General features: G+C 48.3%; 21 protein-coding genes. 8 read left to right on the forward strand and 13 right to left on the reverse strand.

The window, feature by feature from the left end; translation table 11 throughout:
- Positions 1 to 21: 21 nt before the first annotated feature.
- The 7 genes from JQ822_RS15555 to JQ822_RS15585 form a co-directional block, all read right to left on the reverse strand.
- Complete coding sequence (locus JQ822_RS15555; RefSeq protein ID WP_213134211.1) at positions 22 to 609, reverse strand: fimbrial protein; 588 nt, start codon at positions 607 to 609, stop codon at positions 22 to 24.
- Positions 610 to 683: 74 nt separating this feature from the next.
- Positions 684 to 1,223 carry a fimbrial protein gene (locus JQ822_RS15560; RefSeq protein WP_213134212.1) on the reverse strand — a complete coding sequence of 180 codons (540 nt, stop codon included), beginning with the start codon at positions 1,221 to 1,223 and terminating at the stop codon, positions 684 to 686.
- A gap of 447 nt (positions 1,224 to 1,670) precedes the next feature.
- The gene (locus tag JQ822_RS15565; protein ID WP_213134213.1) at positions 1,671 to 2,444 is read right to left on the reverse strand and encodes a YaiO family outer membrane beta-barrel protein; all 774 of its coding nucleotides are present in this window, start codon (positions 2,442 to 2,444) and stop codon (positions 1,671 to 1,673) included.
- A gap of 1 nt (position 2,445) precedes the next feature.
- Entirely contained in the window at positions 2,446 to 3,027 is a 582-nt protein-coding gene (locus tag JQ822_RS15570) for an acetyltransferase (protein ID WP_213134214.1), read from the reverse strand.
- Entirely contained in the window at positions 3,005 to 4,201 is a 1,197-nt protein-coding gene (locus JQ822_RS15575; protein WP_213134215.1) for a glycosyltransferase, read from the reverse strand. Before JQ822_RS15575 ends, JQ822_RS15570 begins: the two co-directional genes overlap by 23 nt.
- A gap of 9 nt (positions 4,202 to 4,210) precedes the next feature.
- Entirely contained in the window at positions 4,211 to 4,882 is a 672-nt protein-coding gene (locus JQ822_RS15580; RefSeq protein WP_213134216.1) for a PIG-L deacetylase family protein, read from the reverse strand.
- Positions 4,883 to 5,294: 412 nt separating this feature from the next.
- Positions 5,295 to 6,689: a cytochrome-c peroxidase gene (locus JQ822_RS15585; protein ID WP_213134217.1), complete on the reverse strand. Its 1,395-nt coding sequence runs from the start codon at positions 6,687 to 6,689 to the stop codon at positions 5,295 to 5,297.
- 429 nt (positions 6,690 to 7,118) lie between these two features.
- On the opposite strand from JQ822_RS15585, the gene JQ822_RS15590 reads away from it, so the two are divergent.
- A complete protein-coding gene (locus JQ822_RS15590; protein WP_213134218.1) occupies positions 7,119 to 8,768 on the forward strand; it encodes an alpha,alpha-trehalase in 1,650 nt (549 codons plus the stop codon).
- A 37-nt stretch (positions 8,769 to 8,805) separates the two neighbouring features.
- Here the strand turns inward: JQ822_RS15590 and JQ822_RS15595 are convergent, their stop codons facing one another.
- Complete coding sequence (locus tag JQ822_RS15595) at positions 8,806 to 10,395, reverse strand: STY4199 family HEPN domain-containing protein (RefSeq protein WP_213134219.1); 1,590 nt, start codon at positions 10,393 to 10,395, stop codon at positions 8,806 to 8,808.
- A 178-nt stretch (positions 10,396 to 10,573) separates the two neighbouring features.
- Here JQ822_RS15595 and JQ822_RS15600 point away from each other — a divergent pair, with 178 nt between their 5' ends.
- Together JQ822_RS15600 and JQ822_RS15605 are read left to right on the forward strand one after the other, a co-directional pair.
- Positions 10,574 to 11,113 (forward strand): GNAT family N-acetyltransferase, encoded by a 540-nt coding sequence (locus JQ822_RS15600; RefSeq protein ID WP_213134220.1) that lies wholly within the window; start codon positions 10,574 to 10,576, stop codon positions 11,111 to 11,113.
- Between the two features lie 86 nt (positions 11,114 to 11,199).
- Positions 11,200 to 11,550, forward strand: a complete 351-nt coding sequence (locus JQ822_RS15605; protein WP_213134221.1) for a glycoside hydrolase family protein — start codon at positions 11,200 to 11,202, stop codon at positions 11,548 to 11,550.
- Between the two features lie 18 nt (positions 11,551 to 11,568).
- Here JQ822_RS15605 and JQ822_RS15610 read toward each other — a convergent pair whose 3' ends face one another.
- The 4 genes from JQ822_RS15610 to JQ822_RS15625 form a co-directional block, all read right to left on the reverse strand.
- Positions 11,569 to 12,171, reverse strand: a complete 603-nt coding sequence (locus JQ822_RS15610) for a helix-turn-helix transcriptional regulator (protein ID WP_213134222.1) — start codon at positions 12,169 to 12,171, stop codon at positions 11,569 to 11,571.
- Between the two features lie 365 nt (positions 12,172 to 12,536).
- Positions 12,537 to 13,373 (reverse strand): EAL domain-containing protein, encoded by an 837-nt coding sequence (locus tag JQ822_RS15615; protein ID WP_213134223.1) that lies wholly within the window; start codon positions 13,371 to 13,373, stop codon positions 12,537 to 12,539.
- 51 nt (positions 13,374 to 13,424) lie between these two features.
- A complete protein-coding gene (locus JQ822_RS24525) occupies positions 13,425 to 15,362 on the reverse strand; it encodes a methyl-accepting chemotaxis protein (RefSeq protein WP_274608460.1) in 1,938 nt (645 codons plus the stop codon).
- A 135-nt stretch (positions 15,363 to 15,497) separates the two neighbouring features.
- Positions 15,498 to 15,938, reverse strand: a complete 441-nt coding sequence (locus JQ822_RS15625) for a winged helix-turn-helix domain-containing protein (protein WP_213134224.1) — start codon at positions 15,936 to 15,938, stop codon at positions 15,498 to 15,500.
- Between the two features lie 573 nt (positions 15,939 to 16,511).
- On the opposite strand from JQ822_RS15625, the gene JQ822_RS15630 reads away from it, so the two are divergent.
- Together JQ822_RS15630 and JQ822_RS15635 are read left to right on the forward strand one after the other, a co-directional pair.
- Positions 16,512 to 17,306, forward strand: coding sequence for a winged helix-turn-helix domain-containing protein (locus JQ822_RS15630; RefSeq protein ID WP_213134225.1), 795 nt, complete (start codon positions 16,512 to 16,514; stop codon positions 17,304 to 17,306).
- A complete protein-coding gene (locus JQ822_RS15635) occupies positions 17,293 to 17,757 on the forward strand; it encodes a hypothetical protein (protein ID WP_213134226.1) in 465 nt (154 codons plus the stop codon). Before JQ822_RS15630 ends, JQ822_RS15635 begins: the two co-directional genes overlap by 14 nt.
- 28 nt (positions 17,758 to 17,785) lie before the next feature.
- Here the strand turns inward: JQ822_RS15635 and JQ822_RS15640 are convergent, their stop codons facing one another.
- The gene (locus JQ822_RS15640; protein ID WP_213134227.1) at positions 17,786 to 18,544 is read right to left on the reverse strand and encodes an SDR family NAD(P)-dependent oxidoreductase; all 759 of its coding nucleotides are present in this window, start codon (positions 18,542 to 18,544) and stop codon (positions 17,786 to 17,788) included.
- 119 nt (positions 18,545 to 18,663) lie between these two features.
- Between JQ822_RS15640 and JQ822_RS15645 the strand changes: the two genes are divergently transcribed.
- From JQ822_RS15645 to JQ822_RS15655, 3 genes are all read left to right on the forward strand, one after another.
- The gene (locus JQ822_RS15645) at positions 18,664 to 19,563 is read left to right on the forward strand and encodes a LysR family transcriptional regulator (RefSeq protein WP_213134228.1); all 900 of its coding nucleotides are present in this window, start codon (positions 18,664 to 18,666) and stop codon (positions 19,561 to 19,563) included.
- Positions 19,564 to 19,610: 47 nt separating this feature from the next.
- The gene (yhjD, locus tag JQ822_RS15650) at positions 19,611 to 20,639 is read left to right on the forward strand and encodes an inner membrane protein YhjD (protein WP_213134229.1); all 1,029 of its coding nucleotides are present in this window, start codon (positions 19,611 to 19,613) and stop codon (positions 20,637 to 20,639) included.
- Positions 20,640 to 20,937: 298 nt separating this feature from the next.
- Complete coding sequence (locus JQ822_RS15655) at positions 20,938 to 22,260, forward strand: MFS transporter (RefSeq protein WP_213134230.1); 1,323 nt, start codon at positions 20,938 to 20,940, stop codon at positions 22,258 to 22,260.
- Positions 22,261 to 22,271 lie beyond the last annotated feature (11 nt).

Here is a 22,271-nt window from a genome sequence, read left to right on the forward strand (position 1 = left end):
TAATGAAATACAGTTAAGCTATTATTCGTAATCGACCTTAAACCGCAATACGGAATAATAACTCCCAGCTTTTAGTGGGTATTCGTTGCGGACAAGTCGTAAGGTATAATCGAACTCATCTTCATTCCCATTCAATAATAATGGGGGCATCACCTTTCCAGACTTAGCCGGATAACCTTGCTGGTCCAGTATTTGTAAGCTTACGCCCTGAGAACTCCCGAGTAATAAGAATTTATCGGGAGTTTCACCATGCACCCCCTCAAAAGTTACACGCACTCGACTTGCCGTATAAACTCGTTTCCCAGTACCCGCCAACTCGCAATTACGTAACCTCAGGCGAAATTTCTTTTCCGCTCCAACACTACTATTCTGTAAATCCCGTACAGGTGTTTCTCCCATGTCGATTACCTGATACGTATCTTCCATCGCCAACGTACAGGCAGGCAGAATGACCTGACCTTTAAAATTTGCACGACCATGCCACCATACATGCTCTTCCCCCCAATATTCCGGCAGTGTCATCCCCGGAGGAGGGAAAGGTAATGAGGAGGTAGCATATAATGCTGAACTCCAGAATATCGTTATAATAAAAGCAAAGCGCCAGTTCATTTTGATATTCCATTCCGAGTAAAAGCAGAACTATAAATAGTTCTGCTTTTTATTATATAAGAAGCAAGCGCTAATTATTGGTAGGTCAGGTTAAAGTTCGCAACGGCGGTGAAATCACCTTCTTTCAGAGTGCCACCATTCGCTTTTTTGACCCATGCGCTATAACGCAGGGTGTTATCGCCTTCTTTAAGGTTGCTTGCTGCACCGTCAGCTCCCGTAAAGTCAACCAGATTGCCACCAGCGTCAGACACAACAATTACAGTACCCGTGTCCCCCGCAGTACCTAATTCTTCTTTCTTAGCACCTATAGTCGTGCCAGAGAACGCAACTTTTACGGTTTTAAAAGCCGTTGGATTGGCCCCGGGCGCTGTATTAGCCAGAGAACAATTAACAAGTTTAATATCCAGATTTTTCTTAACCGAAATACCATCAGCCTCTAGATGCGCCTTAGAAATCTGGCCGAAATCAATAGTTTGATCTGCTGATTCAGATGCAATCCCGCATGGTGCATCAATTACAGAACCTTTGAAGTTAACAACACCCTGGCCTTTAGCCTGGGCGCCAAAAGAAAACATCGCCATAGCTACAACACCAGCTACTAAACTTTTCTTCATAAAATTAAACCTCAATCCTTCTTTAACTAGTACACAATAAATTAAACACCGAGAACTAATGGCATTCAAAATGACGCTAATAATTTCGGGTTGCTCAAATTATTATAAAACAAATCATGACTAGCAAGAGCTATATTTAATATTGTTAAAATTTTATCACTTATTACTAATTATAAGAAAAAACACGGATTACAAGCCATTACAATGCCATTTCGAAAGCAAAAAAGATATTCATGTACTATATAAGCAGTGTGGTGACGCACTGCTTGCGGCAACTACTGCACAGAGATTCGGATATGAAAACTTGTAATAAAAGATACCAACTGGGCTAGTGGGGAATATAGAACAGGGGCTGGTGGGCTAGCCCCGACGACAAGTACCCGAGAACGGTTCCAATTAATATTCTGCCGCACGAATCTGCCGTCAGAGCCATTTATTATGGGAAAGTCAGAATTTCCACGAAATCTGAGCTGCAAATTGTAATCCACTGTATTCATTCGTGGGTGTGTCATACCAACGTTTACCTGCCGTCAATCCCAGATTAAGCTGCGCTGTAAGCGGCTGGATACGCTGGAGACTTATGCTCTTCATACTTCCGCTAAGGGTCTCAGGAGACCAGTCATAAATGTAAGCGCCTGTGCCACGACTCAGCCACAACTGAGTATAACCATCCCCACGTGAGTCTTTCAGCCGAAAGGAGATCATATTGCTATAGCTGCCTCCCGTATGACTTGAATCATAATGAGTGTAACGATAATTGGCGATAAGTTGACCGACATAGAGACCAATGCCGCCTTGCCATGCATTAACTTCAGCATCATCATAATATTTAGTGTAGCGATATCCAGTGCTGAACACGGATTTTGGCAGCAGGTTCAGATTAATATCCTGACGAAAATCCTGTCGTGCAAAGACTGGGGTATTATCAGCAAAGGCAATACCTGTACGGGTCGTTAGCCAGTTATTCCATTTATACCATACAGCACCCTGACCTCTCGTGGCATTGAAACGCTCGGTCTCATAATCGCGTTTTCCCTGAGAAATATTCAAAAGCAATGTTGATCTATCAACGTTTGCGACCATTTCAGCATAAGCCACATTGCGCGTACCATGGTTTCCAGAATAATCGATAAAATCATAGCCTGCAGTAATTGATTTTAATCCTGCATAAGCTGGCAATGTGCTAAAAATACCTGCCGCTAATAATGCTTGTTTTATCATTTTAATCACCTGTGCAAATAAGCTCTTGCCGGAGGGCATAATTTCCGGAAGATAAGTTTCTTTCCACTATAATACGTGGGCCAAGTTGAGTACCCGGAGCAATAATTCGCCCTGGTAAAATAATCACCTGTACACCAAGTCGTGAGCGCTGACCGATATAGCACCCTAGTTTTTCACACCCAGTTGAAATAGTTTCCCATGGGGTGCGAACTGATACATGTTTCTCATCCAGACGATGGTTACTGGTACGCACCTGTGCTCCCAGATATGCCTGATGCTCAACAACAGAGTCGGAGATAAAACACTGTGGCCCAATAGTTACTTCGGATTCAATAACCGCATTTTTAATTTCGGTTGCAAACCCAACTTTCACACTATTGCTAATCACTGTGCCTGGACGAATGAAGGCATAATTGCCAATCAAACTGTTAGCGCCAATCACTACAGGTCCCTGAATAACAGCACCATGGCAAATTTGTGTATTGGCACCAATAACAACTTCTCCAGCACTTTCATCTATAATGACATTATCAGCAATTTGAATTTTGTCCTTTTTGGTATCAAGTTTCAGAAAGTCTCTCACTTCCTGTGGAAGAAGGGCGGGAATAAGTTTCTGACGTTTCCACCAAGGCCGAATAGCGTGTAGGTTTATCTCTTTGGGGTTCACGTCCAGTAAAAAAGGCAATAGGTCCATAAATAATCCAGATAGCGTACGCTAATAAAACATATAGAACAGAAAGTGGCGCTAATGGTACTAATACCCAACAACGATGAAACCACGCGCTAAAAGCACCAATCAGGCAAACCACACCTACCCAAAGAAAAGGAAATATAGCTTGTACCACACCATGAACCCCGGTAGCGTGAAATTCATTAACCCAGGTAACCAAATAAATTCCTACGCCATAAAGCACTACCATAACCATAGGAAAAATGCTGAATATACCGAAGCGGCTAAAGAGGAGTGATTTATGTAATCTCATACATACCGCATAGCCAATAATCCAGCGTCGCCAACGACGCCACTCATCACCCAGGCTGTTACATTCTTGCGGATAGACAACACAGCGATTGACCTGACGAACACAATAGCCATTGGCGACCAACGTCCAGGTGAGATCCAGATCCTCTACTTTTGTCCGATCGGAGAAACCAAACTTACGCAAAACATCCGTTCGAAACATCCCGCATGCGCCACTGATAATAAATGGAGCCCCTCCAAGCAACTGCTGCAATGTTCGCTTCATAACGATCATCGGTAACTTTACGGTGGCTCTGATATGGGGTAAAAAACCCGCCCCTTTTAATGTTGTAGAGGGAACTCCGCCCACAGCATCCGCGCCACGCTCAATCTCCGCCAGCATATACCCTATACCATCGTTATCTGGCGGAACGTAAGTATCAGCATCACTTAAAAAAACCTGTTCGCAGGTAACGTAATTAAGGCCATTCATCAACGCCCCACCTTTACCGGTATTTTTTTGTGTCACAGCAATAAAACGACCACCCCATTTTTGTTTTACTTCTTCCATTACCTCCGCGGTATTATCAGTGGAGCCGTCATTAACGCAGATCACCTTACAGAAATAAGGGTTCAGTAAAAGATTTTCCAATGATTGTTTTAGGCAAGGCCCTTCATTATATGCTGGAATAATAACATCAACACATCCTTTTTTGTGACTTGGTTTTTGTCTTAATGTACTAAGAAACCATATAAATATAGCTACAGCCATAAATACGAAAATGATAGTTTTCATTATATATGCTCATAGAATCATTTTATGAATAACAAAGCCTTCTCCATAATTACTATTAATTTGCTGTCCACGAAACTGCGCGACAGCACGCAAACGTTCAGGACACATATAATCACGTTTACTCTGACTTCTATGTTTACTTAAAGCTTTAAGTTTTAAATTGAAATCTTCTTCTTCCAATAATTCAAAAACCTGAGGCATGAATGAAAGCCATGTGCTTGGGGTTTCATAGCCAAGAATTTGTGGAATAGTACGGCAAGCAACCATTGAAGCCTGATAGACCGCCATATGATCCTGATGACGATCAGCATTGTGCATGGTATATACTCGCCCAATTTCAACATCCGATGGAATTTCATGGTGAATGATGTTTTCTAGAGCACAAATCATATCATTGAGTTGAAAATGGGCGCGAGTATCGGCAAAATCAAGATGAATGGTTTGCTGGCAGCCTAAAACTTTTAATGCTTCACGTGATTCCTGATGACGATCAATAGGTTCATCAGTGCCAGACTTACCGGCCGTCATTACTACAGCAGAAATATAAATCCCCTTTCGCGCAAGACGCGCAAGAGATGCACCACAACCCAGTTCTATATCATCAGGGTGTGCACCAATAGCAAGTATGCCTTTTCTTTTATTTGATTGAGAAAGGATCACTGACTTTAACACCTTATCCAATATTTTTTCATTTTGTAGATTTTATGATGAGAGTAAAGTGCCACAATATCTGACACCAAACATAACAACATACTAATGCAATCGTTCTTTGCCACTATTTAGATTCGCTGCTATAACCAAAGAGGCACAAAAACGTTTAATCACTCTCGGACATTTTTATTCTACACAGGAAGCTTTACCAATAATCGATAATAAAATAATATTATTTAAGATCAGGCTTAGAAAAACATCATATATACATTAAGATTAAATTAAAGTATCGACTATCCTCTTTGACATCCAGATATGACACATGTCGAGATGGCTCTTGCGGTAACCATAAATGCAACAGCATCTGACAGTTCTTTGTTGGTGGAAGAATCCGGCCTACAGACATTGCTGAGTGTAGGCCGGACGCCATCCTGTTTATTTATTATTTACCCTGCATATACGGCGTATATACCCCGTTGAGACTTTCAAGGAACGCCACGATATCGTCGATATCTTTCTGCGGTAGCTCTTTACCCACCTGATAACGCAGCATCAGTTTTACCGCACCATCAAGCGTAGGCACATCACCGCGGTGGAAATAAGGTGCAGTCAGCGCGACGTTACGTAATCCAGGGACTTTCTGACGCAACTTATCGCGAACTTCATTGGTTACATTCATACGACCAATATCTGCCGCAGTGACTTCGCCAAAATTAAAGTCCTTTTTCAAGCCCAGGGGTTCAAATGAGCGTCCGCCTAAAATAATACCGCCATGGCAGGTCGCACACTTATTATCCTTAAATAACTGATAACCCTGTTTTTGCTGGGCCGTTAACGCACTTTCATCACCACGTAGCCATTTATCAAACGGTGCATTTGGCGTAATCAGCGTTTTCTCAAACTCAGCAATCGCGTCAGTAATATTGTCCCCGCTGAATCCCTGAGGATAGACGGCGATAAACTCTTGCTTCAAGGCCGGGTCTTTGTCCAGTTTCTGGATAATTTCATCCCAGGATTTAGACGCCATTTCAATCGGATTGAGCGGTGGACCACCCGCCTGCGCCTGCAATGTTGGCGCACGGCCATCCCAGAACTGTTCAACGTTAAAGACCGAGTTAAAGACCGTCGGCGCATTGATAGGGCCAACGGCACCACCGACGCCAATTGACGTTTTCCTGCCATCCACGCCGCCTGCGTTTAAGGCGTGGCAGTGCGCGCAGGAGATTGTGCTGTCGCCAGAGATACGTGGGTCATGATAAAGCGTAAACCCAAGCGCCACTTTGCGATCGTCAGTCGGAATGCTTTCCGGTATTGGCTGTACAGGTTCATTGCGGTGCTGAGTTGCGGTATCGCGACTGGCGTAGTACTGCTCGCGTTGTTTGGCTACCCAGCCAAGAATTTCCTCTCGCTCCGCATCGCTAACCTTACCGGCCCAGTGCAGCGCGGTATAGCGCGTAGGCGGCATGGTGTCGTACTGCATCACCCATTCGATTTTGTTCAAATCACTTTGCGAAACAGGTTTATCCGCAATCAGAGCGGCGCGAACGGCTTCAAGATTGAACGATTTGTATCCCAGTTGAATGTCGTAATTCATCAATTGTTTAGCGACAGGAAAGGAAGAATAGAAAGGCAATTCAGCTGAAGGCGTGTGACAATAATCGCATCCCTTTTCGCGTAAAAATCCTAATACCTTATTATTGGCTTCCAGCGTAGAGGCCTGAACATCAGCCTGTTTGCTACGTTGATTATCGTGATACCACACATAACCGGATAATCCAAAATAACAAATCACGATGCCTGCTATAGCAATCGCGGTAAGACGGGTAATGATTTTCATTATTTTACCCTCACCGTTGTGAGTTATTGTGACCCAGAAATTAAAATAAATACTGCGCAGTCTTTGTCAGACTTGACCATCATAGAAAATAAGGGGATTATTATTTTGATAAGTATCAATCAATTACATGGGCGGGAACTATCATTAGAATAGCCTGCGCCTATTACAGGGATCGGACGCTACCTCATTCTGTTCACACCTCGTTGCAATCGAATGTTCTGAAAATTAAATATCTACAGGTCACGTAAAATCAGCAATTATTCATTGTTATCATTGGGATAGTTTTATCTCTTAATAATTGAAAAACCTAAAAACGTGATCAACCGCACGCTTTACTCACCCGACACCGAAGCGAATGTCTACGCTTAACAGACAGCCGGGCAATAGCCGTTTCCTTTCAACATCTCTTTACCGGAGGTCTTTCTCATTATGCTCAACCAGAAACTACCCCACGCCCCTTCAGAAGAACTGACGATCGACATCGATCTGCTTTATGAAATGGATCCGTGCGAGTTAAAGCTGGATGAAATGATTGAGGCGGAGCCTGAGCCGGAAATGATTGAAGGACTACCCGCCTCCGATGCGTTAACGCCCGCCGACCGCTATCTTGAACTGTTCGAGCATGTCCAGTCGTCAAAGCTGTTTGCCGACAGCAAAACCTTCCCCGACTGCGCGCCTAAAATGGACCCGCTGGATATTCTGATCCGCTATCGCAAAGTTAAGCGCCACCGGGACTTTGACCTGCAACGCTTTGTCGAGAACCATTTCTGGATGCCCGAAACCCCGTCAAGTGAGTATGTTTCCAACCCGCAGGACTCGCTGAAAGAGCATATTGACCAACTGTGGCCCGTGCTAACGCGCGAACCGCAGGATCACATTCCCTGGTCTTCACTGCTGGCGTTGCCGCAGTCGTATATTGTGCCGGGCGGACGTTTTAGTGAAACCTACTACTGGGATTCCTATTTCACCATGCTCGGTCTGGCAGAGAGCGGTCGGGAAGATCTGCTGAAATGTATGGCGGATAACTTTGCCTGGATGATTGAAAACTATGGTCACATCCCGAACGGCAATCGAACCTACTATCTGAGCCGTTCCCAGCCGCCGGTCTTTGCGCTGATGGTGGAACTGTTTGAAGAGGATGGCGTGCGCGGCGCGCGTCGTTATCTGGATCATCTTAAAATGGAATACGCGTTCTGGATGGATGGCGCAGATTCCCTGGCGCTTAACCAGGCCTACCGCCATGTCATCAGAATGCCGGACGGTTCTCTGCTCAACCGCTATTGGGACGATCGTGATACCCCGCGCGATGAGTCATGGATCGAAGACGTCGAAACGGCCAAGCATTCGGGTCGCCCGCCCAATGAGGTCTACCGGGATCTGCGAGCGGGTGCGGCTTCCGGTTGGGATTACTCCTCACGCTGGCTGCGCGATGCGGGCCGTCTTGCCAGCATCCGCACCACCCAGTTCATCCCCATTGACCTCAACGCCTTCCTGTACAAGCTGGAGAGCACCATTGCTAACATTTCGGCACTGAAAGGTGAGCGGGAAACGGAGACCCTGTTTCGCCAGAAAGCCAATGACCGCCGCGCTGCCGTGGACCACTATCTGTGGGATGATGAAAACGGTTGTTATCGGGATTATGACTGGCGACGCGAAGAAATGGCCCTCTTCTCTGCCGCCAGTATTGTGCCGCTGTATGTCGGTATGGCGACCCACGCACAAGCCGATCGGCTCGCCAATACCGTGCGCAGTCGCCTGTTAACCCCCGGTGGCATTATGGCAACGGAATACGAAACCGGTGAACAGTGGGATAAACCCAACGGCTGGGCACCGCTGCAGTGGATGGCAATTCAGGGATTTAAGCTGTACGGTGACGACCACCTGGGAGATGAAATTGCTCGTAGCTGGTTGAAAACGGTTAATCTTTTTTACCAGGAACACCATAAACTTATCGAGAAATACCATATCGCCGACGGCACGCCGCGCGAAGGCGGCGGCGGTGAATATCCGTTGCAAGATGGTTTTGGCTGGACTAATGGCGTGGTGCGCCGATTAATCGGCCTCTACGGCGAACCGTAACGGCCTGGCAGCCTGATGGCGCTGGCTATTCAGGCTGTCAGTTAATGGCGTCATACAGCGTGTTATGAATTTTCTGCCATTTCTTATTTTCGGCGCTTGGCTCCGCGCGAGCGCGCAGTTCGGCTTGTTCGGCGTCATACCGCTGTCGCGCAACAACGTCCGGTTTGGCGCAAAAACTTTGCAGATAGCTTTTATGCAACGATGTCAGCGATGCTCCGTTCGACATTGCATGACTTAGCGTACCCATAAACTGCTGACAGGGTTGGGCCTCATCCATCTGCGAGGGATAACGCAACAGCAGCTTCAGCACGGCGGTATTACCCGCAGTGAACGCCTGCTCCGTCCACGCCAGCTTCCAGTCCATCCCGCCCTGCAAAAACAAGGACGTTACGCGGGTGTCGTTGCGATCGATAGCCGCCCGCATAGTAAACGCATCCCACGAGATGCCCATACGGGTCACCGTGTCCCGCGCGGAAGGCGCGTCACGTCGCGGTTCCTCCTGCACGATGTCAACCGATTGACCGGCAGGTGCCTGTGGCGCAGGCGAGCTGAATAACCAGAACGCGCCCAGCGATATCATCAGCACCATTACGCCAACGGCCACCCACAGCATGCCGGAAATCAGCTGTTCACGCTCTTCGGCCGTGCGCTGCACCCGTTTTTCCGGCGGGTCGATACTGTCGGCAATTTCCTGCTTATCCTCCCCGGTCTGTTCGGCCTTTTGCTTTGCCGTTATCCAGAACTGGCGAATGAGGCTCTCATCAGATTCCAGATACGATGCAGGGCTGATGCGGATACGCCGCTCTTCAAACGCCCGCTGCACAGGGTGGGTGATTTGTCGGTACTGATAATTTAACAGCATCAGTTGTACCGAGCTCAGCGGCTGCTGAGCAATAACCCCATTGCGTGCCAGCCGGCAGTCATCAAGAAACATACGCAGCGTTAAGCGCGGCTCGACAAACAGCGTGAGTACCGAAGAGTCATTAAAAATCTGGGTAAAATGGCGCACGAACAGTTTCTTATCGACCACCATTAGCGCCAGTTCACTAAACAACATGCCGTCCAACGCATCACGCCCCTCGCCAAGTTTAAGCCAGCGTCGCAGCCGATCGGCACCAAAGTGCTGTTTCAGGAAGCTGTTAAGAGGATGTTGGTCCGGCCATACCCGCGCAACGAGGGCTTTCAGCGTTAACTCTATTGCGCGAAGCTGGCGCTGCGCCTGCATCTGTGCCTCTGGACTCCCGACGTCAATATCGGTTTGATACTTCAGCAACGGTTGAAGATGACGCAATTGCTCCAGAGAGGCGACAAAGCGCAACGCAGAAATAAGCTGGTTTTCACTGACATCCTGACCACTTTCATATTGAGGTACGTTCTGCTGAAGATGACGCAATCGCAGGGTGAACTGGCTTAATTGCGCATCGTTCATCTGCAATCGTCTGGCAACCGCCCCCCAGCCGCCCAGATTCAGGCGGGCCTGATCGAGCTGTTCCAGAAACCAGCGCGGATCTTTGCCTTCTGCAACATGCACACCTAATAGCAGCAGGATTTCCACCGATGCCTGGCGAATGCTCCCTAAACAGTGTTCAAATGGCGTACATGTCGCCGGTAATGCGCTATTGGTCATTATCGTCCCTAAAAGGACCGCAACAGTGCGGCCTCACGATGGTCTTTATTGCTCTTTTTATAAACGCGGCGTCGTGTAAAAACGTACCGATGTAAACTGAAACACATTCATATAACAAATAAGTGTGTTTTACAGTGATGACCACGTAATCATTGAAAATTATTCAGGAGGTAAGCCTGTGCCAGTGTTAAAAACATCACGTCTGACCTGCCGCCCGCTGACGGAGGCCGATTGGGATTTTTTCTTAGCATTGCAGCAAGATCCTAATGTAATGCACTATGTCTCCGATGCACGCGCTGAAGAATATGTACGGGCAATATTTAACTCACGCCTGCCTGAATGGTCTCCCGGAAGCCCACACTGGCTATGCCTGGTCGTGTGCGATAATGAGTCGGGATCGCGGCTGGGTGTCACGGGGTATGTTCACCAAAATAATGCCTGCGCCGAAGTAGGTTTTCTGCTTGCACCCGAAGCGCAAGGTAAAGGCTATGGCGCAGAGTCTTTGTATGCCGTGTGTGATTTCGCATTTACCACTGGCGGGTTACGCCGTTTGACGGCCTACGTCACCGCAGGGAATGAAGCCTCGCGACGCCTGCTGGAAAAGGCGGGATTCGTTCATGAAGGCACACTGCGCGAAAGCTACTGGCTGCATCAAACCTGGTACGACGACTGGATTTTCGGCCTGCTAAAGCAGGAATATCAGCCACCCACGTCATAAGGCGTTTTACTGAAAAAACGGGCCGCATGGCAACTACTGTAACCGGGTATTTTCTCTAGAATGGCTCTCTTTGCGGAGAAATCAGCATGCACCGCCATTCATCACATTTTACGCCCGCCTGTATCGCCTTTATTAAACAGGGACAAGGATTGTCACTGGAAAAATATCAGGATGAACGCGGCGTCTGGGTCATTGGCTATGGGCATGAAATCACCGCAGGTGAAGCCTTCAATGGCCAAATTTCAGTGGCACAGGCAGAAACGCTGCTGCTCACGGATCTGTGCGCCTGCGAGGAATTAATCCATGCAAAGCTGCCGCAGCTGAAAGATCTGTTCCAGTTGGAAGCGTTAATTGCGTGGATGTTTAGCGCGGGGATAACCCGGTTTTGCCCATCAGAAATGTGGCCTGATTATATTTCACAGCCAGAGATTATCTGACTGTGAAATAAGCGTGGGTTAATGTATTTCGTTTAACATCATTGCCGCCTGGGTACGATTTTTCACTTCCAGGCGCTGATACAGCGACTCCAGATGCGCTTTTACCGTCCCGGTGCTGATATTTAACATGCGACCAATTTGTTTATTGGACTCTCCGGCAGCCAGCATGGTCAGGATCTCTCGCTGGCGCGCACTTAATGTTTTAATATTTTGGCTACCGCTCTCGATTGGCGTTAAGCAATCTCTGGGATAAAACATCATGCCCATTGCAACGCTATTGAGCGCCAGCGTAAACGTTCCTGCGTCGGCGTCGCGCGGTACAATAGCCAGTACATTTAGCTGCGCCAACTCCTGCAGCCATTTTTTACGGCAATCCGTGGCGGTTATCAGCACTTTTACCGTCGAATAGCGCTGTGCGAGCTGTTGGAGTAATCCACGGCAAAACTCACCGTCAAGATCGCCATCAATCATAACCAACGCATCCGGGTTTGCTTCCAGCTTTTGCCAAAGGTCATCTGCCTGACTGACACCCTGAACATCCACTCCTGGAATACTTTCTTGTAAACTTACATTCATTCCATGAATAAATATCGACTGCCTGTCAAACATTATTAACTGCATTACTTCTCTCCGTCTGAATAAGATATTAGCCATCAACGCAGAAGGGTATTACCCACGGGGTAAAATAAGAACTCGCCGTTTGGCAGTGGCCATTCTACCGATAACTGAAGAAGAAAGAAGCAGAAATTATGAATGGTTACAGCTCAGGCAAAAGGATTACACAAAGAGGTAAAAGCAAGGCTTTGCTTTAAGGATTTCCTTATTATCAGTACGAACATCAAAGCAATTAATATTAATTAATCCGAGTCTATATTTTTTGCTGAAAATAAGGAATCTCAAACGTCGGGTGAATGTGTTACAAAACACAATATAGCATGAAGTGCTTCTTTCGACGTATCTCTACACAGTGACAGGTCCTGATATGGTCAGCTCTTTTCACCCAACACCAGCTCGATCAGCTCATCAATCTGAACCGGCTTACAGAAATAGTATCCTTGTAAAAAATCACTGTTTTTCAAGCGCAGATAGTCAGCCTGAGCCAGGGTTTCAACGCCTTCAGCGATAATCCGCAGATGCATCTTTTTCGCCAGCTCAATCAGGGTGTCAACAAGGCGGGTATCACCGTTGCCGTCAATCTGAGCGACAAAAATTTTATCAATCTTAATGAACTCAGGCTCCAGCTCGTGGATGTATGACAGGTTTGAATATCCCGTTCCAAAGTCATCCAGCGCCACGGCGATATTGGATTTTTTTAATTTGGCAAACCACTCGCTTAACTGGGGAGTAAAGTGCAGCGGGTACTTCTCGGTTATTTCGATGACCAACTGAACATGGCTTGCAGAAAGCGTTTGCAACAGCGTAATGGCATCCGACTCAAAGCGTGGATCGAGACAGTTATAAGGGCTCAGGTTAAGACTGATATAAAGCCCATCAGGGAAAAGATGGATCCGATGCTGAAGCTCGGCAATCACCTCCTGAACCAGCTGATGCGTCAGCAAGGCAATAAGGTTATGCTCCTCCGCCAGGGGAATGAATATATCAGGGGGAATATTGCCATGTACTGGATGCCTCCACCTGGCCAATACTTCGATACCCGCGATTCTACCCGTCTGACTATCAAAAAAGGGTTGATAGACTGGCTTAATCTGTCGCTGAGTCATTGCTGCGCTCAACGTTTTCGCCGCTGTATGGGGAAGAAAGCAGGCTTGCTGCGCACCGGCACCCGAGAACAATCCAGGGCTATCTTTGGTTAAGCTAATCATCGCGCACCTTTCGCGTGCGGCTATCCGTTCATGGCAGCCGCACGCTAATCATCAGAATTTGACCCAGTCATCCTGGACATTGGAGGAAGGTCGTTTACTCGTGGTCATACGGGCAGTATTCCCGTGGTTTACCCGGCGATGTTCCGCCTGTGTGGTTTGATCATTCGATACGCGGAAGATCGACACGACTTTTTCAAGCTGTACCGCCTGCTCCTCCAGCGAACTGGCCGCAGCAGAAGATTCTTCCACCAGAGCGGCGTTCTGCTGAGTGGTGGTGTCCATTTCGGCCATCGCTTGCGCAATTTGCGAGATCCCCCGGCTTTGCTCATCGGTAGCAGCGGCAATTTCGCTCATGATGTCCCGAACCTGCGCAACGGAAGTCTCAATTTTAGACATCGCATCGCCTGCATTTTCGACAAGGTTAAAACCGGTATCGACATGCACGACAGACTCATTAATCAGGTTTTCAATCTCTTTGGCTGACTGGGCGCTACGCTGGGCAAGCGTACGCACTTCAGCAGCCACAACGGCAAAACCTTTCCCCTGGTCACCTGCGCGGGCGGCCTCAACGGCGGCATTTAGCGCCAAAATGTTGGTCTGGAAGGCAATGCTGTTGATGACGGTGGTGATTTCAGAAATACGATGCGAACTGCTTCGCACATTCTTCATGGTATCGATCACCTGCTGCGATATCTCACTGCCTGCTGTCGCATGCTGCGAGGCTTCATCCGCCAGCAGACGCGCATGGTTGGCGTTTTCCGCGTTCAGCGCCACGGTTGAGGTAAGCTCTTCCATACTTGCCGCGGTTTCCACCACGGCAGCGGACTGTTGCTCGGTACGTGCAGACAAATCCATATTGCCCGCCGCAATTTCTGATGAAGAACGCGCGACGCTATCCACACCGTTACGCACATCGTTAATGATGTTTTTCAGGTTGTCGTTCATGGTGGAAACAGCCTGCATTAACAAGCCCGGCTCATCGCGGCGGGTGCTGGTCAGTGTGCTGGTCAGATCGCCTTTGGCGATTTGTTCAGCCACACGCAGGGTTTCGTTGAGCGGGCGGGTTATGGATGTGGTTATGCCAATCGCCAGCAGGATCCCTAACGCAATACCAATAGCAGCGACAATACCCATCTGCAGTTGCACGTTACCGACCGTGTCAGTCACCATTTTCTGCTGCATGGCAAACAGAGTCTGGATTGCCTGGGTCAACGAGATCGCTTTACCCGCTAAGGCATCGGACAGCGTTGCCTGTTGGTTCCAGACATTTTTATAATTCTCCAGTTCGGAAGCTACGTTCTGCATCTCTTCAAGACCAGACTGCAACCAGACCTTTTGCTCTTCAGAAGAAATCGGTAACAGTTGCCCGGTGTCAGCCTTTGCTGTCTCCAGACGTTTGTGAATCCCTTTCAGTAACACCTCTGTCGGGTGCTGCTTGTACAGCGCCATCTGCGAATCAATATCGCTCATAATAAAGGCGATCTGCGCCGCGATAAGCGAATGCTGAGCATCTAGCGTACCGTTTCGGCTCAGTTCTGAGGCCAATTCTGAGTTATCACACAGCCCTTGTGTGCTGAGTTTCTGTTCGCTGGTTTTCTTTTCAGAAAGCGCTTTCGTAAAAGGCACCAAAGTCGTGACATAACTATTCACTGCATTCGCGGTATCTGCCAATGCCTTTGCCCCTTCAGGAGACCAGGAGAGCGCTTTCATTTCAGTGACGATACTTTGCATACGCTGGGTGGCAGCATTGGTCTGGTCCAGATACTTCTGGTCCAGCGTATATTGAAAACTAGTACGCCCTAAGCGGACCTGAGACAACGCATTAAATAAATCAGTGGTATGTCCATTTTTTTCAACCTTGTCCTGAATATTAGTAAGACCAAGCAAACCAGAAACAAGAATGACAAGCGTCACAAGCAAGACGATTGAAAAGCCAAAGAATAATTTCTTACTTACTTTTAAATTGGTGAAGCGATTTATTATGCTCATATATTATTCCAGTGCCGGAATGAACCGAACAACAATGCTATTTAACCATCATTAATAAGAAATTGAATATAGAATAAGAATGATAAAAAAAAGCCCTTCACACGTAAGTGTTCAGGGCAAACACCTGAGTTGACATCACTCACTCAGGGTATCTGTCTTCTCCCCTTTTTTAACGGAGTGAGCCGGGAGCTCGCTCACTCTGTAATAGACGGGGATCACATCAGGATAATTAATGATGTAACCACGCCCTCTAATATTAAGGATAAAATCTCCAGGTAACCCTAGCAGGCTTAATTTATTATTAAGATTGTGCAGAACCTGCCATAATCTTTGTGTGGAAGGGCTGAGGTTATGCGCTTCCCAGATCTCTTCAAATAACTCTTCTTTGGGAACTGGCTTGGTCCTGCCATTCATCAGCAGATACAGAAAAAGCCTTAACATTGTTTCATTGAAATAAATTGACGCAAAAGCGATGCTTTTATCGGTATGGCTCCCTGTCAGCCGATACAGCCTGCGGTTAGAAATATCAAAATGAATCTCATCACCTATCATAAATCCATATAGACGATAGCCCATATCTTATACCCACGTTAAATGAAGACTAACATGCACCTCTACATATAAGCGTTGAGATAATCCATACCGTTTATGTGGTGGATTATATGGCTGCTATAAATGCTTTCCAATCCACAACCCGATGCACTATAAAGAACCGGTCGTTTAGCATTCGTTTATGGTAGATTAGAAGTAATAAATGAAATTGACAGTTTAATATTCTTTAAAATGGCAACATGAAAACCTATTTATTCTGTTCAGGCATATGCAACCAATCACTCAATTTTAAATGTCGAAATTTTGTAATTATAAAGAATTAAATTCTGCATCTTCTGAAGATTTTCGTTATCCACTCGGCCCAGCTATCAATCGAGACCACAATAAGGGCAAAAAGCTTGCAGAAGCAGTGATCTTTTTTGATTTATAATGAATCATAGCGGACGACTGGAGAGGGGATACGCGTGAAAGACACAGATAAGTACATGTACAACATCATGATTTATAACATTAAAAATCTTAATCAGAATTTTAGCAGTCGGATAATCTAAACACATTGAACAGCCTGATGTTCTACAGGTCGCAAATGGGCATGTCATGAAAAAAGTGTTTATGATAAACGAGACGGTAATTTTCGAGCCGGAACTTCGCCGCCTTGGGCCATTAGCCAACTACCCGGAACGGGCTGTCGCCTTGCATGGCCCTGTTAGTGAGTGCCTGACGCAGTTGCTTGAACATAATGGACAGGTGCTGAGCCAGCGTTATCTGTTCTCTGCCGTATGGGAAAAGCAAGGTGCGGTAGTAACGACTAACGCCCTTTATCAAACGATTTCTTCTATCCGAAAAGCGCTGAAAGCAGCCGACCTCGCTGACGATGTCATCAAAACGATTTCCAAGGAAGGTTTTAAGAGCATCGCTCGTGTTGTCGTGGGTGAACGAGAGGATTTTCTGAAACCACAGAGCATGCCTGCCAATCCCATTTTTGTGGCATCATCCTCCGCGCCACCAGAAACGAATGCCATGCCCCACACAGCGCCACGAAAACACGCGATAGTGTACGGGTTGGCCGCCCTGCTGTTTATTCTTTCCTGCTACGTGCTTTATCTGACCTGGACATATGATGAACCGGCCTTTGCCAATTATTATAATACTGGTCAGATGAACGGCTGCCACATTTTCTCTTCATGGCACGATCGAGACAAAAGTCGAAGCGCATTCGAGACCTTATCTGGCCGCTATCCTGTTAAATGTAATCAGGGTGAAATAGCATATTTAACGCTCAACCATGCACAACGCGGGGTATCTGTTTTAGTTTGCGACAAAAATCCGCAAGAAAGTAGCGCACATTGCCACTCTATTTATTACAAGCAGCAATACCATGAAAATGAATAAAGGGATCGTTATCTGGTCGCTGATTGCTCTGGCGATTGTCACTCCGCTACTCGTTGCTACTTATATTCAACATCAGAGGAAGAATTTCAGCTGCGAGATCCACACAACCATCGTTTATGATAATTCAGTTCTGGATATGATCCTCGACTTTAACCTTAATAATGGTAATGGCACCTATGAAGCTGCCGGTGAATACAATGAAAATGGCGCACCGACTCAGTCCGTCAGTAATAAAGTATCGTTTAAATATTGGTATGAAGATGGGCAAGTCATTATGGTTTCTGATGAGGCAAACCCATTACCTAAGAAAGATGAATTTTTCAGGCAATTTATCCCCGATTTCTTTCAGCACCGTAATCGTGGCGTTCGATTCCAGATAACACCGGTAAACGCCATCAGCTATATTTTCACGTATGATGACGCCCCGGTTTTTTATTGCTCAAAAAACTAATCTGCTACGCAATAAGTAGACGACCGAATTACAAGAACATCCCGCCAGACACCTCGATGCGCTGGGCTGTCATCCAGGCCAGCTCATCACTGAGAAGCGCGGCAATGGCATCCCCAATATCATCCGGCAACCCAACGCGTCCCAGGGCGGTTTGTGAGGCGATATACGCATTCAGCTGTGCGTTGTCCCGCACGTTTCCGCCACCAAAATCGGTCTCAATCGCGCCAGGGGCAATGATATTCGCCGTAATACCGCGCTCCCCCAACTCTTTCGCCTGATAGCGGGTTAGCACTTCCATCGCGCCTTTCATGGCGGCATAAGCGCTGTAGCCAGGCAGGGCAAAACGCGACAACCCGGTCGACACATTGAGGATCCTGCCGCCCTGCTTTATCAGCGGCAACAAGCTCTGCGTCAGGAAAAACGGGCCTTTAAACTGGATGTTCAAAAGCTGGTCAAACTGCGCCTCGGTGAAGGCAGTATACGGCGCATTTATGCCAATTCCTGCGTTGTTCAATAAATAATCAAACCCCTCACACTGCCACTGGGTTTGCAGCGTTTCCTGCATTTGTTCAACAAAGCGCGGGAACGTTGAAATATCCCCGACATTCAACGGCAATGTTGCTGCTTTCCCGCCAAGTTGGCGAATTTCATCCACCACCTGCAGGGCTTCTTTTTCGTTGCTGTTCCACGTCAGGATAATGCCAATTCCTTTGCTCGCCAGCTTAAGCGCCGCGTTTTTACCCAGTCCACGACCGCCGCCGGTCACCAATGCGATGCGTTGCGTCATAAGAAACCCCATTTCTGCTGTAGTGAAGATTGAGATTGAGCTTATTAGGTGTTAGAAAAACAATAAATACTGTTAATTGCGCATTACTGTTTCAATCAGAACAACAATAGGGCATGAGGATGGATAAAATTCACGCAATGCAGTTGTTCATCCGCGTCGCAGAACTGGAGAGCTTTTCGCGCGCGGCCGACACCCTCGGACTGCCTAAGGGTAGCGTATCGCGCCAAATCCAGGCGCTGGAAAATCATCTGGGGACTCAGTTGCTGCATCGCACCACCCGCCGCGTTCAGTTGACCCAGGACGGTATGATCTATTACGAACGCGCGAAAGATCTGTTGAGCAATCTGGATGAACTGGACGGGCTGTTTCATCACGATCCCACCAGCATCAGCGGTAAGCTGCGGGTCGATATGCCGGTTGGCGTCGCCAGGAATCTGGTAATGCCCCGCCTGCCCACCTTTTTACATCAGTATCCAGGACTTGAACTCGAACTCAGCAGCAGCGACCGCCTGGTGGATTTAATACGCGAAGGTTTCGATTGCGTAGTGCGCGTGGGCACGCTGAAAGATTCTGGACTTATTGCCCGTCCGCTGGGGAAACTGACGCAGATTAACTGTGCCAGCCCACAGTATCTGGCCCGTTTTGGTTATCCAGAAAACCTGGAAGATTTGGTTTCGCATGCGGTGGTGCATTACGCGGTAAACTTGGGTACGCGCTCGCAGGGTTTCGAAGTAGCGACAGACAACGGACCCCGGTGGATTAAAACCGGCGGCATGCTGACGGTAAACAGCACCGAAACCTATCATGCGGCCTGTCTTGCCGGGTTGGGTATCATCCAGGTCCCACGAGTAGGCGTACGCGAGGCATTACGCGCCGGTACGCTGGTCGAAGTCTTACCGCAATATCGCGCCGAAGCGATGCCGGTATCTTTGCTTTATCCGCATCGCCGCAATCTCTCCCGCCGGGTACACCTGTTTATGGAGTGGCTGACCGGCGTGATGAAAGACTATGTGGACTGACACGCTATACTGTCCTGTGAATGCATAAAATAAGGACTACCGCCCTGATGACGCAGGAAAAAGACGTAAAACGCCCCATTCAGGAACTTGAGCACACCCCGATCGTAAAAATTGAGACGCCAGAGCGTGACCGCACGGAGACCAACAGTAGGCCCCATCAGGTGCTGAAAACGGCCCTGACTCTGGCAGAACGCGTTCAGCGCCAGCCCTTTATCGCCCACCTGATCCGTGCTACAGAGCGTTTTAATGACCGGATGGGAAACCAGTTTGGCGCAGCGATTACCTATTTCTCGTTCCTGTCGATGATCCCCATTCTGATGGTATCGTTTGCCGCTGCCGGTTTTATTCTCGCTTCGCACCCCACACTATTGCAGGATATCTTCAGCAAAATCCTGATTAACGTCAGCGATCCGACGCTCGCCTCCACGCTGAAAAACACCATCAATACTGCCGTTCAGCAGCGTACTACCGTCGGTCTGGTTGGGCTGGGTATCGCGCTTTATTCCGGAATTAACTGGATGGGAAACCTGCGCGAAGCGATACGTGCTCAGTCGCGAGACGTTTGGGAGCGCACGCCGCAGGATCAGGAAAAAATTTGGGTCAAATATCTGCGTGATTTTATCTCGCTGATTGGATTACTGATTGCGCTGATCGTCACGTTGTCGATTACCTCCATCTCTGGTTCTGCCCAGCAGATGATTATCTCGGCCCTGTACCTCGACGACATCGAATGGCTGAAGCCCGCCTGGCGACTGATCGGCCTGGCGATCTCCATTTTTGCCAACTATCTGCTGTTCTTCTGGATTTTCTGGCGACTTCCCCGCCATCGCCCGCGTAAGAAGGCGCTGATTCGCGGTACATTTATCGCCGCCCTTGGCTTTGAAGCCATCAAAATTATTATGACCTGGACGCTGCCGTCGCTGGTGCAATCACCCTCTGGCGCGGCGTTTGGATCGGTGCTCGGCCTGATGGCGTTCTTCTATTTCTTCGCCCGCCTGACCCTGTTCTGCGCCGCCTGGATAGCCACCGCTGAATACAAAGATGACCCCCGGATGCCGGGGAAAACGCACCGCTAGTCTTCGTCAACTGCCGGATGACGCTACGTTCATCCGGCCTGTGCCCCAAATGCTTGCATCGCCATCCAGTACATTCTTAGGATATAAATCCAACCTGTAACTTTTATTTAACCAAAAACCAGTTTTATCATCCAAGTTTTAAATTGTGTGAAGCATTTCATAGAAGTGAAACCGCCGGCCTAAAAATTATCCCCTTTTTGCCTTATTTTTGACCACGCGCAACGTTTGTTACAGATTGAAATGTCTCTTTTGCTGTGCGTAATATGACCATTCGTTCGACAAAAAATAAGAAAATATTATGCAAGCAACCGCCACAACGCTCGACAACGAACAGGAACATACCCCGGTCAACTCGCGCAATAAAGTCGTCGTCGCCTCACTCATCGGCACCGCCATTGAGTTCTTCGACTTCTACATTTACGCCACCGCTGCGGTGATCGTGTTCCCTCACATCTTCTTCCCCCAGGGCGACCCGGCCGCGGCAACGCTGCAGTCTCTCGCAACGTTTGCTATCGCCTTTGTCGCGCGACCGATCGGCTCTGCGGTGTTCGGACATTTCGGCGACCGTGTCGGGCGCAAGGTCACGCTGGTTGCCTCGCTGCTGACCATGGGGATCTCGACGGTGATTATCGGCTTGTTGCCTGGCTACGCGACGATTGGGATTTTCGCCCCGATCCTGCTGGCGCTGGCTCGCTTTGGTCAGGGTTTAGGCCTGGGCGGTGAATGGGGCGGTGCTGCGCTGCTGGCAACGGAAAATGCTCCACCGCGCAAGCGGGCGCTGTACGGTTCCTTCCCTCAGTTGGGCGCGCCGATCGGCTTTTTCTTTGCCAACGGCACGTTTCTTCTGCTCTCGTGGTTGTTGACCGATGAGCAGTTTATGAGCTGGGGCTGGCGCGTACCGTTCATTTCCTCTGCGGTGCTGGTGATTATCGGCCTGTACGTTCGCGTTTCACTGCATGAATCCCCCGTTTTCGCCAAAGTCGCGGCGGCGAAAAAGCAGGTGAAAATCCCGCTGGGTACACTGCTGACGAAGCATGTTCGCGTCACGATCCTCGGCACGTTTATCATGCTGGCGACCTATACGCTGTTTTATATCATGACCGTCTACTCGATGACCTTCAGTACCGCCGCAGCCCCTGTGGGCCTTGGCTTACCGCGTAATGAAGTCCTGTGGATGCTGATGATGGCGGTGATTGGCTTTGGCGTCATGGTACCGATAGCCGGGCTGCTGGCCGACGCGTTTGGTCGTCGTAAGAGCATGCTCATCATCACCACGCTTATCATTCTGTTCGCCCTGTTCGCCTTTAAACCGTTGTTGGGTTCTGGCAATCCGGCGCTGGTATTTGTCTTCTTGCTGCTGGGGCTGAGCCTGATGGGGCTGACCTTCGGCCCGATGGGCGCGCTGCTGCCGGAGTTGTTCCCGACCGAGGTTCGCTACACAGGCGCGTCGTTCTCGTATAACGTTTCATCCATTCTCGGCGCTTCCGTGGCCCCTTACATCGCCGCCTGGCTGCAGGGCAACTACGGCCTGCCAGCCGTCGGTATTTATCTGGCATCGATGGCGGCGTTAACGCTGATTGCGCTGTTATTAACCCACGAAACCCGCCATCAATCGTTGTAATTTGATTGCCG

This window comes from Citrobacter sp. FP75, assembly GCF_018342065.1.
Taxonomy (GTDB): domain Bacteria; phylum Pseudomonadota; class Gammaproteobacteria; order Enterobacterales; family Enterobacteriaceae; genus Citrobacter.

Bases quoted from the DNA above. Each gene is read 5' to 3' on its own strand.
- JQ822_RS15555 (WP_213134211.1), bottom strand. From the start codon at position 609: ATGAACTGGCGCTTTGCTTTTATTATAACGATATTCTGGAGTTCAGCA.
- JQ822_RS15560 (WP_213134212.1), bottom strand. From the start codon at position 1,223: ATGAAGAAAAGTTTAGTAGCTGGTGTTGTAGCTATGGCGATGTTTTCT.
- JQ822_RS15565 (WP_213134213.1), bottom strand. From the start codon at position 2,444: ATGATAAAACAAGCATTATTAGCGGCAGGTATTTTTAGCACATTGCCA.
- JQ822_RS15575 (WP_213134215.1), bottom strand. From the start codon at position 4,201: ATGAAAACTATCATTTTCGTATTTATGGCTGTAGCTATATTTATATGG.
- JQ822_RS15585 (WP_213134217.1), bottom strand. From the start codon at position 6,689: ATGAAAATCATTACCCGTCTTACCGCGATTGCTATAGCAGGCATCGTG.
- JQ822_RS15590 (WP_213134218.1), top strand. From the start codon at position 7,119: ATGCTCAACCAGAAACTACCCCACGCCCCTTCAGAAGAACTGACGATC.
- JQ822_RS15595 (WP_213134219.1), bottom strand. From the start codon at position 10,395: ATGACCAATAGCGCATTACCGGCGACATGTACGCCATTTGAACACTGT.
- JQ822_RS15605 (WP_213134221.1), top strand. From the start codon at position 11,200: ATGCACCGCCATTCATCACATTTTACGCCCGCCTGTATCGCCTTTATT.
- JQ822_RS15610 (WP_213134222.1), bottom strand. From the start codon at position 12,171: ATGCAGTTAATAATGTTTGACAGGCAGTCGATATTTATTCATGGAATG.
- JQ822_RS15615 (WP_213134223.1), bottom strand. From the start codon at position 13,373: ATGATTAGCTTAACCAAAGATAGCCCTGGATTGTTCTCGGGTGCCGGT.
- JQ822_RS24525 (WP_274608460.1), bottom strand. From the start codon at position 15,362: ATGAGCATAATAAATCGCTTCACCAATTTAAAAGTAAGTAAGAAATTA.
- JQ822_RS15625 (WP_213134224.1), bottom strand. From the start codon at position 15,938: ATGGGCTATCGTCTATATGGATTTATGATAGGTGATGAGATTCATTTT.
- JQ822_RS15630 (WP_213134225.1), top strand. From the start codon at position 16,512: ATGAAAAAAGTGTTTATGATAAACGAGACGGTAATTTTCGAGCCGGAA.
- JQ822_RS15635 (WP_213134226.1), top strand. From the start codon at position 17,293: ATGAAAATGAATAAAGGGATCGTTATCTGGTCGCTGATTGCTCTGGCG.
- JQ822_RS15640 (WP_213134227.1), bottom strand. From the start codon at position 18,544: ATGACGCAACGCATCGCATTGGTGACCGGCGGCGGTCGTGGACTGGGT.
- JQ822_RS15645 (WP_213134228.1), top strand. From the start codon at position 18,664: ATGGATAAAATTCACGCAATGCAGTTGTTCATCCGCGTCGCAGAACTG.
- yhjD (WP_213134229.1), top strand. From the start codon at position 19,611: ATGACGCAGGAAAAAGACGTAAAACGCCCCATTCAGGAACTTGAGCAC.
- JQ822_RS15655 (WP_213134230.1), top strand. From the start codon at position 20,938: ATGCAAGCAACCGCCACAACGCTCGACAACGAACAGGAACATACCCCG.